Annotated in this window: 11 protein-coding genes; 6 read left to right on the forward strand and 5 right to left on the reverse strand. The window is 41.7% G+C overall.

Annotated elements, in window-relative coordinates; translation table 11 throughout:
• Nucleotides 1-36: 36 nt before the first annotated feature.
• Nucleotides 37-2,379 carry a CHASE2 domain-containing protein gene (locus RMZ95_RS00675; protein WP_322682915.1) on the reverse strand — a complete coding sequence of 781 codons (2,343 nt, stop codon included), beginning with the start codon at nucleotides 2,377-2,379 and terminating at the stop codon, nucleotides 37-39.
• Nucleotides 2,380-2,562: 183 nt separating this feature from the next.
• Nucleotides 2,563-3,531 carry a DUF1822 family protein gene (locus RMZ95_RS00680; protein WP_322682916.1) on the reverse strand — a complete coding sequence of 323 codons (969 nt, stop codon included), beginning with the start codon at nucleotides 3,529-3,531 and terminating at the stop codon, nucleotides 2,563-2,565.
• Between the two features lie 179 nt (nucleotides 3,532-3,710).
• Here RMZ95_RS00680 and RMZ95_RS00685 point away from each other — a divergent pair, with 179 nt between their 5' ends.
• The gene (locus RMZ95_RS00685) at nucleotides 3,711-4,115 is read left to right on the forward strand and encodes a four helix bundle protein (RefSeq protein WP_322682917.1); all 405 of its coding nucleotides are present in this window, start codon (nucleotides 3,711-3,713) and stop codon (nucleotides 4,113-4,115) included.
• Between the two features lie 113 nt (nucleotides 4,116-4,228).
• On the opposite strand, the gene RMZ95_RS00690 is transcribed toward RMZ95_RS00685, so the two are convergent.
• Together RMZ95_RS00690 and RMZ95_RS00695 are read right to left on the reverse strand one after the other, a co-directional pair.
• Nucleotides 4,229-6,952 carry a CHAT domain-containing protein gene (locus tag RMZ95_RS00690; RefSeq protein ID WP_409882120.1) on the reverse strand — a complete coding sequence of 908 codons (2,724 nt, stop codon included), beginning with the start codon at nucleotides 6,950-6,952 and terminating at the stop codon, nucleotides 4,229-4,231.
• Between the two features lie 359 nt (nucleotides 6,953-7,311).
• On the reverse strand, nucleotides 7,312-7,890 hold the full coding sequence (locus tag RMZ95_RS00695) for a hypothetical protein (protein WP_322682919.1): 579 nt from the start codon (nucleotides 7,888-7,890) through the stop codon (nucleotides 7,312-7,314).
• A gap of 422 nt (nucleotides 7,891-8,312) precedes the next feature.
• On the opposite strand from RMZ95_RS00695, the gene RMZ95_RS00700 reads away from it, so the two are divergent.
• Both RMZ95_RS00700 and RMZ95_RS00705 read left to right on the forward strand, forming a co-directional pair.
• Entirely contained in the window at nucleotides 8,313-8,786 is a 474-nt protein-coding gene (locus tag RMZ95_RS00700) for a TspO/MBR family protein (protein WP_322672498.1), read from the forward strand.
• 90 nt (nucleotides 8,787-8,876) lie between these two features.
• On the forward strand, nucleotides 8,877-9,350 hold the full coding sequence (locus RMZ95_RS00705; RefSeq protein WP_322682920.1) for a TspO/MBR family protein: 474 nt from the start codon (nucleotides 8,877-8,879) through the stop codon (nucleotides 9,348-9,350).
• A gap of 205 nt (nucleotides 9,351-9,555) precedes the next feature.
• Here the strand turns inward: RMZ95_RS00705 and RMZ95_RS00710 are convergent, their stop codons facing one another.
• On the reverse strand, nucleotides 9,556-10,263 hold the full coding sequence (locus RMZ95_RS00710) for a M15 family metallopeptidase (protein WP_322682921.1): 708 nt from the start codon (nucleotides 10,261-10,263) through the stop codon (nucleotides 9,556-9,558).
• 260 nt (nucleotides 10,264-10,523) lie between these two features.
• Between RMZ95_RS00710 and RMZ95_RS00715 the strand changes: the two genes are divergently transcribed.
• The 3 genes from RMZ95_RS00715 (at nucleotide 10,524) to RMZ95_RS00725 (ending at nucleotide 14,148) form a co-directional block, all read left to right on the forward strand.
• Nucleotides 10,524-12,005, forward strand: coding sequence for an aminotransferase class I/II-fold pyridoxal phosphate-dependent enzyme (locus tag RMZ95_RS00715; protein WP_322682922.1), 1,482 nt, complete (start codon nucleotides 10,524-10,526; stop codon nucleotides 12,003-12,005).
• Nucleotides 12,006-12,126: 121 nt separating this feature from the next.
• Nucleotides 12,127-12,615, forward strand: a complete 489-nt coding sequence (locus RMZ95_RS00720) for a DUF2059 domain-containing protein (RefSeq protein WP_322682923.1) — start codon at nucleotides 12,127-12,129, stop codon at nucleotides 12,613-12,615.
• A gap of 552 nt (nucleotides 12,616-13,167) precedes the next feature.
• Complete coding sequence (locus RMZ95_RS00725; RefSeq protein ID WP_322682924.1) at nucleotides 13,168-14,148, forward strand: choice-of-anchor A family protein; 981 nt, start codon at nucleotides 13,168-13,170, stop codon at nucleotides 14,146-14,148.
• Nucleotides 14,149-14,220 lie beyond the last annotated feature (72 nt).

The raw sequence follows: 14,220 nt of genomic DNA on the forward strand, positions 1-14,220 counted from the left end.
TCCCCTTGTCCCCTCATCTCCTCTGCTCCCCTGCTCCTATTCCCCATTCCCTGCCCGCACTTTTGTTTTTGAATTACTATAAATTGACATTAAAACTCCCATAGCTAACAACGATAAAGCCGACGGTACGAAAGGCACCCAAGCACCTGAAATTAACAGACCAAAGCAAACTACATACAAAACGCTAGAAGCAACACCCATTGCCAACGCCAACCAGGGTAAAGAAAACCTGCGCCAAGCTAGGACTCCCCCAATCAAAGACCAGCCCCAAATCCAGATTACCTCTGCCCACCATGACCAAGCTCGCAGCAACGGCCGCCCATCCTGGACTGCACCAAGGATCTGGCTGACCATGTGAGCTTGTACCAGTACTCCTGGCATTTGCTCGTCTAAAGGAATGCCATAAGGTGTAGACCAAGTGTCTGGAGAATCCCCCTTTGCAGTCACACCAATCAAAACAATCCGGTTTTTGATGGCGTTGGGGTTAATTGGACTAGATAAAAATTGCGTTAGCGTTACCTGTTCGGCTATTTCTTTTGAAGAACGATAGTTGAGTAAGATTTGACCGCCATTAGCATCAATATTTTGATAGCCACCAGTACGAGACTTCAGATTCTCAAAAATAGTCTTACCCAACTGCAAATTTCCTTCAGGGGTGAACTTTGTTTGAATTCCTAAAGGGTGCAGATAAAGGGATGCTAGTTGTAAACTGAAGGAATATGGAGTAAAACACGATGATGTGGTCTCCTGATTCATGAACAGAAGATGCCGACGAATAACTCCATCGCGATCGTGAATAAAGTCACTGAATCCCAGATTTGCTGGAGGGATTTCTGGTGGCGGCTTAATGCCTTTGATATTTCCTGTGCGATCGCTCCCTTTGCATATGCCAACCAAGTTCTGAGTTTGCTGGAGACGAGTAATTAAATCTGGCTCTTTGGCCTGAAAATCACGGTAGACATCTAAGCCGATCGCGCGGGGTTGGTATTGATTCAGTTTTGCTAAGAGTTTATTCAGAGATTTTTCAGAAATAGAAGCTCCAATTAAGGACTCGCCATTTTGTCTTTGAATTGCTAAATCCTCATCGTCAATTGTGATAATCAACAGTCGAGGATCGAGTCCTTCTGTGGGGCGCGATCGCATCATTAAATCAAAGGCTTGAATCTCTGGATTTTCTAGCAATCCCACCAATCTCACGCCACAAACCAAGGCTGTAACTGCCAAGCTGGATAACACAGTTCTCTTAAATCTGCGTTTGTTAGACAAAGGTAAACTTGCTGGCTCTTCATCTTCAGATTTTGTAGACCTTAATTCATCCCAAGTCGGTGGTATCTGCGCCGGATTTTGGCAAATCACTGGTAGCCAAGTTGCACAAGGAAATCTATCCTCAAGTCCTTGCAAGCGTTCCCGTGCTTGGCGTACCGCTTGATATAAAGACTCGCCACCGGCAAAGCCTTCGAGAAAATATTTTAAAAACTCCTTCGCAACCTGGTCTGGGACGGGTTCGCGCATGACAATTATTTGAGGAATTTGCAAATCAGCTAATTCTCGCGCCAATCCCAAGCCATCACAGGAGTTAAATATAGCTAATTGCAAACCATTTTCAATGGCTTTTTTGAGAGCGTACTTTAACTCGCCAATGGTAAGACTATCAGTTCTATTCAGATAAATTCGTCCGCTTTCGCCATTTCCTTGACTGGAACTGTGTCCGGCAAAGAAGAGAATATCCCAGTTTTTTCCCCAGAGATGCTCAGTCAAGTCCTTACGTTGTGGTTCTACCAAAAAGCTCACCTGTGCGTTACTACACTGTTGCAGTAAAGCTCGATCGGCTTGGGTGTCAATCCCTTTACTATTGCCTACAATTGCCAAAATATTGACTAATTGATTGAGAGTGCGTGGCTTGTGAATGCGATCGTAAGATGGTGAAGAAAGGGCAATTTCAGCTTTGGGATAGCGTTCTAATAACTCCCACAGATGCCAGGGTAATAGCTGCAATTGGCTATTTTCTGTTTGCAAAATTACCCGTACTTCGTCGCTGGATGATAATCTTTCTAACCATTTTTCCCTCAAAGGGCGAAATTCCTCTGCTCGCAGCCAGGTATTAAAGCGTGCCCGCAAAATATGAGAAGCGTTTTCGCAGTCTTGCACCATCGATACATTCGTCACTTGCATTTTGTCAGCATGGAGGCGATAACGATTACCTATCTGCCGATAACTAGACTGCCAATGACTATAATAGAGCGGCATTTCCGGGAATGAAGGGAGCCTCCCAGTGATTTCGGTTGTAGCACGCTCGTGTTCTTCACCAATTTGGAGGGTGACAGCAAACCCCTGCTCAAAACTACCCTCTCCAAATTTGATCGCCACTAATTTACCCATAACCGTCGCTATTTCCCCATGCAAGATCGTGCCCTGTTCTAATGTCCGATCGCAAGCTTCACAAGTATCTACAGATTTTTTTCAAAATCCCCAAAAACTAGCTTGGATTTTTAATTTTTAATTTTCAATTAATGAATTATCACTTAATAAATTACTGACAAACAAGGAAGATAGTTACATATTTCAAATTCGGAAATATTCGGTAATACTGGTATTATCCAAGGCGACCCTAACACTAAATTGCTCTGTAGGTTCACCACGAAACTGCAACTGAATGTAGTTGTCTGATTTTCTCGATTGAGCGTCAAGAAATATTGCTCCTGAACTATCTATAACAGTGAGATGAACTCCTGGTGGCAAGTAAATTTGATTTCCAGTGGCGTGCAATTGGAGATGAATACTAGTTTGTCGATCTTTTTCGGGGCTGATTTCTACAATCAACATCACAGGTTGGTTGTGGATTTGGATACCTAAATCAATCACTTTTGCCCGTTTAGTAATTGATTCTGGTTGTTTGAGGGTATCTAATTCTAAAGTTTCAACACTGCGAAAGGCATAATTTGGCATAAGTTCCGGCACATTCCACAGCGATTCAATAGTTTCCCAACCAGTCTCAAATATACCAGCAAACCATTGGCTCAAATTCACTAATGAATTAGCTGGGGATTGACGCAGTTCCCAGATGCGATCGATAAACGCTTCCAATGGTTGCAGTTGCGCTAAAGGAACTGTTTGGGTTGCTACACTAGGGATAAAACCAAGCAGCCTTGCTTCTTCGAGCGATTCATCAAATTGAACTATTAAATAACCCACCCGTTCTTCCCAAGTTTCTGGAGGAATAAAACATATCTCCTGATGCAGATGGACAGGGCGACACTCCAGACGGCCAATTGAGGGCAGTTCTAAATCAGCGACATCCCCACAAAGGCGCACAATTGGGTTCCAACTGTCACTAGCTTGAAGATCGGTAGGAATATCCATCATCTGCAAGTAGTCATTCACCACCCATACAGCTAAAGTATTCAGCCGGACTTGCTCTGCTTTTTCAAGATTTGGTTGCTGGTTAGCAAATTGCTGGGCTGTTACGCGGGCTGTTTGGGAAATTGGCAATGTTAAAGCGAAATCATCTAGCTGATAGGTGGAGTTATTCATAAGTCAATTTCTAGGGTTCAATGCTGCTATGTATATATCACCCGCATTCAATAAATTTATGCCACAAAACTGAATACTGAAAAAAGATAATTGGGATTGGGGACTGGGGACTGGGGACTGGGGATTAGGTAAAAATATCTCATAAAATTGAGGGATTGTTTGTATATTATTAAGATGATATGGGAGATAGAGGTTTTGAGTCTTTAGACTTCTATCAAGATAGCGTCAAGCTACTAAAAGCAGCTTATCGACTAGCAGATAGGTTGCCAACTTTTGAGCGTTACAATTTGAGCGATCAATTACGAAGATCGGCTTGTAGTGTTTTACTGAACATAGCTGAGAGCTACGGACGTTCTCATTATCTAGATAGATTGCGTTTTATGTACATTGCTCGTGGTTCATTAACTGAGACTAAAAGTGCTTTCATTATTGCTGAAAGCCTGAGGTACTGCAATACAGAACAATTACACTGGGTTAGTCAACTTAAAGACCAGATTGAAAAAGGTCTTAACGGTTACTGTCGTTTCATTCGTTCCCAACAACAAGGTAAAGAAGAGTATGGCACTAGATTAGGTAATTGGTGATTAGTGATTGGGAGATTTGAGGTTTTGAGCTAGATGAACGAGTCCCCAATCCCCAGTCCCCAATCCCCAGTCCCCAGTCCCCAATCCCCAATCCCCAGTCCCCAATCCTCAAATCACAACCAATTACCAATCAATACATAAGCAGACCAAAAGCTTGGCGCTCTGTAATTGGGATGTTTCAGCAGTTGTAGTTGGGCACGATGGACTGCTTCGGCTTTGGTGATTTTGCCACTCTTGAGTTCTCGATAGAAGGCACTAACAAACATCGCTGTTGATTCATCATCAATTTGCCACAAAGAAGCGATGGTACTACGTGCCCCAGCTCGGACAGCTGCTCCTGCAAGACCCAGTGCTGCACGGCTGTCTCCTGTTGCTGTCTGGCAAGCACTCAAAACCAATAATTCTACTACGGTTTTACCCTGGCTGTGGAAGAGAGTATCAAAATCTTTGACATTTATCTGACCATCGAAATCTAAAATAAAAGTGTCTTCGAGGCGGGAGCTAAACTGACCGTGGGTTGCCAAATGCACTATGTTGAATGAAGCAGCATCAATTTCACTTTCCAAATTCTTTTTCTTAAAATCCCCATCCAATAGGCTAGTTGTCGAAACTCCTGCTTTCGTAATACCGTCAAATTCAGATTTGATCGCCAGCAATGGTGCAAACTTGGGAAATCCTGGCGGCGGCTGAGTCAGTCCTGCTGTTAGCGCTCTGAGCTGCTGTTTAATTAGCGGTTTCGGGTCGAGAAGTTGTAGACCGACGCTCAGGGCGATCGCATACTTCTCTACTAAATATTGTTTACCATCGTAGAGAGCTGCCATTGGTAAATTGCGTAATGGCCCATCTAGGACGAACACTAACGTATCGACGCCACTTTGCTGCAATTGTGACTCAATGGGTTTAAGCAGCCAACTGTAAACTTGTTGCGATTGGGTTTGGACGATCTTAGTAGCAGTTGGATCGACAAGATTTCTTCGCAGTTTTATTAAGAGTTGCTCTACTTCCCCTTGGGAAATCTTGGTACTATAGCTTTGCAGAGATTGTTTGGGAATTTTGACAATTACCTGGAGTTCGTCACGAAGAATAATTGGATAAAGGATGGCAGCCTTGGAATTATCTTTGTCTACGACTCGATCGAGGGCTACTTTTTGACCTTGCAGACAAGCTTCCTGAAAGAAGTCGTCTAATTCTGCTAGTTGGAGTGCTTCAATCCGTTGGCGTGCTTTATCCAATATTTTTTCATTTGGTTTTCCTTTTTGAGATTGCAGCAGTAACTCTACTGACTGGCGGTAGACGGGTTCTACACTGTCCCGGAAATCAAATTGTACATCCTGGTTTACTACATCTTTATTGACTACTAAATCTCTGCGGAGAGATTCAAGAGTGTCTACAGCAGCATCATAAGCGGCGATCGCACCATTAATATCTTTTTGTGCCCAAAGCAATCTACCTAACTGCCACTCCAAGCTATAGGTAATTTCTGGTGCATTGCTACTCTGTGCCAAAGCTAATCCTTGCCGGGTCAAGTCTTGCGCTTCTGACCACTGTCTGGTTTCTTCGTACAAGCCGCCTAAACTCTTTAGAGCATAAGCCTCTGCCCGCTTGTCTTCTAAGCTGCGGGATTGCTGGATGGCACTAGCGAGTAATTTTGCTGAATCTTTTGTACTTAATCCTGAGTAAAAACTATGACTCGATGCTTGTAAGACACCACTCTTGACTTTTGCCAAACTTTGTGAAAAGTTAACATGAGCGTAAATACTCGCACGGCTGAGAGGGAGTTGCCTGAGTTGGGACTCAATCGACGGCAAAAGAGTTTGCACCTTTGCCCATTCTTTATCTTCGATCAGTAGTCCCAGGTGATTGAGTTGTGCTTGAACTTTTGTGAGGGGTGAGGGAGATACTGCGACTGTTTTTTGATAATAGGCGATCGCCTGTTCCTTTTGATTTTGTTTGCGGGCATTATTCCCCAAGCTGAACAGACTAGCCCCAATATCAGCGCTTGATTGGAGATTTTGAGCAATTATCAGACTTTCTTCTAATGCTTGGCGTGACTTTTTCAAATCGCCCAATACCAAAAGGGCATCACCGAGCGATCGCAAACTCACTGTCTTTTCTAGAGAATCTGGTTGAGATTTTAACGTCTGACTTATTCGATCGAGGGTTTTGATCGCCCGCGGGTAAAATCCTTGAGTGCGCCAAGCTTGTGCTTGATTGATTAGCGATCGCACCACGCCACTTTGATTATCTGCTTGTTTGTAAATTTCTTCTGTTTGCTGCCAAGTTGCCAAAGCCGCTTCGGACTTTCCCATTGCCAATTGCAGACGACCTTGAATATCTAGTGATTGGGCAAATATTTGCAGATTTTGGTTTTTATCCGGTTCTTGGAGTAAATTTAAGCTTTCTGTAATCGCCTGCTGCGCCTGACTCCATGCACCGAGTTGGTGGTAAGCTAGGGAAAGATTACCCAATGTGACTGCTAGTGCAAGGCTCTCCCCTTGCTGCTTATATATTTGGACAGCCTGTTGTAAAACTTCTACAGCTTTGGCAAAGTTGCCATTACTGTATAAAACTTTGCCCTGCTGTAAGAGTGAGGCGGCATCAGTGGGCACAGCCAGCGATACTATACTATTTATTGGCAGTTGGGATAAAGAATTGATTGAGCCAGGAACTTTTGCTAGCACTGGTGAACCGACAATGCATAGCAAAGCGACCAGGAAGTACAAAGGTAAACGTAAAAAGTGAGTTAGGGGGGTGAGCCAGCGCGTCCTTGCCGTTTCTCGACCCCTGCTTTTAAACTTTAGAGAATTTGCGCCAAAAATCCTAGTTGTTTTAGCCATAAGCATGACGAGAGGTAGGTGATAACCAGAAACACATAGGATGAACTATTAGGCTAACAGGCTAATGTTACCATCTCTATTCCCGATCAATCTTTGAGCTTCCACAATTTTCTTATTTATAGCGATCGCTGTGAAACTTGATTAACAAAGTAAATGAAGTACACGGGTAGAGGCAGAACATATTGTACCCCTACGATTATCTCTACCTCATCATGTAATCTGTTGTAGTTAAAAAGCGATCGCTAACCTTAATCAAAAACTCACTGAAATAGTGATGAGTAAAAATTATTTGGGTGTGGCTCTTAGAGCTGCAAGAATTATAGAAAGGTGTGAGTAAGTTTACTTACTATTTAATTGATCTAGGAAAGTTCTGGTGGAAACCGAGGTTTTTTGCGAACATACTCACGAATGACATTAGTTGCTCGCCAAGCAATCCCACTACCAGGAGGAACGCGACAACCAAGAGTCCGTGCCGCTCCAAGGTTATTTCCCAATCTATCAAAGACTTCAAGCCATCCATCTGAACCATCTGTTATTACCCGAACGGCTAGTGTATCTTCTCCTTGAATCGTGATTCTTAAACCAAAAACGCTTCCAATATCTGCTGCCTCAATCGTATTCTTATAGAAGTTATAGGCTTCCCAGAAACTATCTGGTGCTATTAGTGCTGAAGAGTCCTGCATATCGTAAAGCCATCTTTCAATACCTTCGAGATGAAAACTAAACCTTACCTGACGTACCCATTTGTCGTAGTCATCAACGCAACCAAACTCTTCTTGATTAAGATTTTCTACTCTTGGAAGAGCTAGCCCATGAACATGAAAAGACGTAGGTTGGAACATCCTAAGTGATTCAATATTTAATAACTGACCCTGATCGTAAACTCTTGGGTAGCCTTGAGAGTAAAAATGCTTTACAGTTTCGGCGAAATTACTCATATCAAACGTTGGACTGGGACTGATTAAATATAGCTTGCCCCACAATCAACCTCAAAGTAAGTAGGTAGGCGTAAAAAAGATAAGGCAGAAAGTCGAAGGGAAGAGGGTTGTAGCTTAGTTTATATTTATTTACATAGTTTGGTTTTATTATGCCAACTTATCTAGTTATTAGAGGCTCTTAGTTAGAACGAGCCGCACCTCACCAAAAAAAATAGAGTTGTTGCATAAAGCGATCGCCTTCAAAACGGTAGCGATGCCCCATTTCCAATTCCCAATTCCCAATGCCTATAATTTAAAATCCAGCCAAATGATGTGAAGGTTTCAAACTCAGGGATGATGAGTAATTAGCAATTAAATTGACAAAATCAGACTATAAAGAGTGGTATTAAGCGATAAATAGCGCTTGTAAAGGACTAACGGGCATGATTAAATCTTGGATGGTGATTGGGGGCGTGGCTTTCTTGGTTGCTTTAGCAGCGAACGTGATTACGCCTAGCGATCGCCAATGGTTCAAGCGTTTACAACGACCGAGATGGCTAACTTTTGAGGGTGCAATTCCGATTATTTGGACTGTAATATTTATTTGCGGTGCTTGGTCAGCTTATATTGTCTGGGAAAAAGACCCAGGAAGCACCTCAACCTGGTTAATCATGGGTTTATATCTGCTATTAGAAATTGTTACCATTGCCTATACGCCTGTAATGTTTAAGCTTCGCAGTCTGAAAGTGGGTACAATTCTCGGTGGCACAGGTTTGATTATTGATATTTTATTGATACTTGCAGTCTTAGGTTTTTCTGGTTGGGCAGCACTATTACTAGTTCCTTATTTACTCTGGAGTCCCATTGGTACTTATACCACTTGGCAGATGATGAGTCTCAATCCTCAAGATGCCTAAGAATCGCACCAGAGAATGATTAAACATCTAGTCTAAATTGTCAAACTTGCAGTGTATGAATTGACAAAATACACAAAGCAAGAGTGCATTATGATTCCATCTTGGATAATAATTGGGGCTGTAACTTTCTTCGTCGCCCTTGGTAGTTTCTTCATCACGCCACGTGATGTTAAATGGTTTGCAAACTTAAGTCGCCCTCGCTGGCTAGTTTTTGAGCCGCTGATTCCAATTATCTGGACTGTGATTTTTATTTGCGGTGCAGCTTCAGCTTATTTTGTCTGGGAAAAAAATCCCGGAGGCATAATTACTTGGCTACTAATGGCTTTGTACCTCTTGGTGGAAATTATCACCGTCGCCTACATACCTACAATGTTGAGGTTTCGCAGTCTCAAAATTGGGGAAGTTCTTGGGCTAATCGGTTTGATTTCAGGCGTTGTCTTGGCAATCTGCGTTTTACCGATTTCTCTAATAGCGGCGTTGTTACTCGTTCCCTATCTAGTTTGGACTCCCATTGGTACTTACACCACCGACGAGTTAAAAGAACTGAATCCTCAAGATGCTTGAAGAAGAATCCAGAAGTCTGAATTCAGTAGTCAGAAGAAGAAAGTGTAGGATGAACGCTTATTTATTCCTTATGGATTCCGTAAGCAAGATTTCGCATTTAGTATCACCATTTATTCAGCATTAGATTGAGTAAGTCTGCCAGTCAGACTCCAATTCAATTCTGAATTCTGAATTCTGACTTCTGAATTCTTTTGTGATAACGCATCTATATAAGCCGTCCATAACGTGCGGTGACAGGATTGGCTGGATTAGATTGATTATTTAGCCAAGCCCACATTTGATCGCCAACAGAAAAATGCCACCACTCTCTAGGATTGCGTTGAAAACCGGCTTTTAACATTACATCTCGCAATAGTTGACGATGAACATGATACTTTTGCGTTTCTAAGCGATCGCTATTGGCATAATAATCGGGATGCGATCGCTCTGACATTTCATCAATTGGCGAACCCATATTTACTATTTGCCCTGTATCATCTACCAGCGTTACATCTACTGCCCCACCAGTACTATGAGGAGGCGGAGTTTTTGCATCTAAACTCGGTGCAGCCCAAATTGCATAAACCGCTTCCCAAATCTCTTGGCGTTGGTTTGCTGATAACTCTACATTAGTTAGTCCTCTATCCCGCACTGCTTGGGCGAAGCTGTAATCTACCATAAACTGCTGGACTGCTACTGGGCGATAGGCATCAAAAATTTGAATCCGCCACTTCTGACGCAACAATTCCAGGTAATTTTGCGCTTGAATCAAATTTTCAATAACGCTTTGACGGAGATAATAAGGAGAGCGATCGCCATAAGGCGCACCTAACTTTTCATAAGGATGGGGAGATTCCACCGCAAACAATTCTAAAGGAATCGCTACTAGCGGTTCACCACACTCAAAAATTGGGATTTGATGATAAGGTCTCATCTAGTCAGATACACAGGACTTACGCATTTTAACGCAAGCATAGCATTGTGCATAACGATTCTCTTCTTCCTCTGTATCCTTTGCGGCTCTGCGTGCAATACCAATTTTTATCAACCCTGAACAATTTGTTATTTCGGAGTACTCATTTGTTATTTCGGAGTACTCATTTGTTATTTCGGAGTACTCATTTGTTATTTCGGAGTATTCAATATGCCCTAGCAGATTTAAGATTCTATCATTAACGGTTCGTTTTCCCAAAAATGCTCAATCAAAACCAAATACCTTTATTAGATGCCTTAAAAGCTAATGCAGCAAGACCTCATGCGCCTTTTTACACTCCAGGACATAAACTAGGTGAGGGAATTTCTCAACCTTTGGTTGATTTACTTGGTAAAGCTGTCTTTCGCACTGATTTAACCGAATTAGCAGATTTAGATAATCTTTTTGCACCCCAAGGCGTTATTCAAGAAGCACAACAACTGGCGGCTGAGGCATTTGGTGCTTCGCAAACATGGTTCCTTGTCAATGGTTCTACCTGTGGAATTGAAGCGGCAATTCTGGCTACCTGTGGCACAGGCGATAAAATTATTTTGCCTCGGAATGTACATTCTTCGGCGATCGCTGGTTTAATTCTCTCTGGTGCAATACCAATTTTCATCAATCCTGAATACCATCCAGTTTTAGATATTGCCCACAGCATCACGCCCAATGCTGTACAATCTGCACTCCAACAACATCCAGATGCCAAAGCAGTATTAATCGTTTATCCAACATATTACGGTGTTTGTGGAGATTTGAATGCGATCGCCAATATTACACATCAATATAATGTCCCTCTACTCGTAGATGAGGCACACGGCGCACACTTTGCCTTTCATTCAGAATTACCCACTCCAGCTTTAGCCGTAGGTGCTGATTTAACTGTACAATCCATCCACAAGGTACTCGGTGCGATGACACAAGCATCGATGCTGCATATTCAGGGTAATAGGATAGATGGCGATCGCATCAGTAAAGCTTTGCAACTCGTACAATCTACCAGTCCTAGTTATTTACTTTTAGCTTCTTTAGATGCAGCGCGTCAGCAAATGGCACTCCACGGAAAAATGTTGATGTCTCGCACTTTGCAACTTGCTGAAGAAGCTAGAACAAAAATCAGTCAAATTCCTGGATTATCAGTTTTAAGCCCCCCTTTAAAAGGGGGGTTGGGAGGATCTCCCGGCTTTGTAACTTTAGACAAAACGCGACTAACTGTCACTGTTTCTAGTTTAGGTTTAACCGGATTTGAAGCAGATGAAATTCTAGATGAAAAATTTGCTGTCACTGCTGAATTTGCCTCACTACAACATCTCACCTTTATCATTAGTTTGGGCAACACCCCAGCCGATATTGAACAATTAGTGCAAGCTTTCACTACCCTCGCCAAAGAATATCGCCGAAGCAACTTGACTGTTAAAAACCAGGTTTGGCTAAATTTAGACAAAACACTAGATTATGCTTTCCAACTTTCTCCCCGTGAAGCTTTTTTTGCTGTCAGTGAAATACTACCTTTGACACAAACCAATAAACGCATTTGTGCTGAAATCGTCTGTCCCTATCCCCCAGGAATTCCTGTGTTAATGCCGGGAGAAGTCATCACCAAACCCGTCCTTGACTATCTGCAACAAATCCAGGCAATGGGAGGATTAATTAGTGGTTGTGCTAATAGTAGTTTACGCACCCTAAAGGTAGTAAAAGAATGACTTATATGGTAAATTTAAGGATAATAATTTGAGATCGTTACTCACAATGGTTCCTCTTTTGTCAAAGTTACCTAAATAATCTTCTCTTAAAAATAAATTGAAATCAATGAAGATAAAATTTTTGTTCGTACCAGCAGTTGTACTTTCTTTAGTAACCACCTTCAATAGAGCTGCTTTTGCTCAAAATCAAACTAATACTATTGCACCAAGTACTAATGCTCAAGAAATAGAAAAAACTAATAATGTCAAGAAATTGTTAGAGATAACTGGTGCGAAAAATCTTTCTACACAGATCATCACTCAACTATTAAATGATTTCAAGTCCGAATACCCTCAAGTTCCTCAAAAATTTTGGGATACTTTTGCTGCTGAACTCAAGATAGATGATATTGTCAATGAGATTATTCCTATTTATAATAAATACTTTACTAATGAGGAAATCAAACAAATCATTGCATTTTATCAGACACCTTTAGGACAAAAAACAATTACCGTTATTCCCCAAATCAGTCAGGAATCTACTGCTATTGGTATAAGATATGGAAAAGTAGCAGCCCAAAGTGCCTTAAAAAAATTGGAAGCAGAAGGATATATCCGCCCTAATCGATAAAGCGGTCTATGATATTAACTGGAATTTAGGAATGGGTAGTTTTTAGATTTTGCTCAATTACCAATCCTGCCAAAAAGCAGGAAAGGAAAAAGATTCTTTTTGCTCCCTTACTCTCCCTCTGCCTATTGTTTACTTCCTCGATCGAGCAACTTTAAACTCAGATCAACTCTGCTCTCCACCTTCTACAATAAAGATCCCTATCCTCCACGAATTCCCTTGTTAATGCCGGGAGAAGTCATCAATAAATCCATTCTTGATTTCTTGATTACCTGCAACACATCCAGGTGATGGGGGGATTTATCAGTGGTTACAATCATACTAGCCTCAAAACTTTGAAAGTTTTGAAATAACGTCCTCACTCCTAACTCCTGAATTATTGTTGATAAAAATTTAATTCATGCAATCAACAGTAAATATGCGGTTGAGCAGATAATTTGGATAAAAGTATATAGTAGTTATACTAATGTGAAACTTCAATAAAAATAGCTAGCTAACTAGTGCAATCTTTGATTTATACCCATAGGATCGTCTTGATGATTCCTAAACTAGAAGATGAAATCAAAAACCTATTATATTTGGGGGTTAGTAACAGTTCCGATTGTAGTCACTCTAGCGCTGGGTTTTTCAGCAAGAGCGAATGCAATTGAGTTAGGCGCTGCCTCTGATTACAATGTATTTGTTTTGGGAGATATCTCTCAAAAATATACAGATATCGAAGGAAAAGTTGCTGCTGGCGGTAACATCAATTTTGTCGGCGGACTTGGAAGCAGACTTTCTGGTAATAGCGGCAACGTAGTAGTTGCTGGACAGAATTTAACTCTGAGCAACGGTCAAGTCTACCACGGTAATGCTGTCTATGGAGGCAGTGCCAATGTATCCAGCAATGTGGGATTTCCCCAAGGAACTCTCAGCCAGGGAAATCCCATCAACTTCAATGAAGCAGGGAAACAACTGCGAGGACTATCTGAATATTTGGCAACCTTGACTCCTACTGGTAACACAACAGTTCAACCTTGGGGTGCTATTAACCTTAGTGGCAGTAGTACTGCTTTCAATGTTTTTAATCTTGCAGGCTCATCTGTCTCCAAGACAAACTATTTTGAAATTAAGGGGGACGCAAATTCAACTATCGTTGTCAATATCAGCGGTAAGGATGTGTCGCTGCAAAACTTTGGGTTTAATATCATTGGCGCAGATAAACAAAAGGTAATTTACAACTTTTATGAAGCGACAAATATAACTGCTAGTGGAATTGGTATCCAAGGTAGTATTCTTGCGCCTTTGGCTAATTTCAATTTCAATAACGGTCAAATTAACGGCAATGTCGTGGTAGCTTCTTTGACAGGAAATGGCGAGTCTCACAATTATCTATTTAATGGCGATCTGCCAGATGTGCCAATAAAGTACTACACTCCGCCTAAGCCTCCCATTCGTAAAGTTCCAGAGCCTGGAAATCTTCCAGGTTTAGGATTAGTTGCTGTCGTATTTGGTTTGTTTCGCTACAAACGCAATCAAGCAACTTGTTTAGAATAATTAAAAATTTTTGGCAGCATAGCGCATAACGGGAATTTGTTTACAGATTTTCGCTCATGCGCTATTTACTTG

The sequence above is a fragment of the Nostoc sp. DedQUE07 genome, assembly GCF_034530975.2.
Classification (GTDB): domain Bacteria; phylum Cyanobacteriota; class Cyanobacteriia; order Cyanobacteriales; family Nostocaceae; genus Nostoc.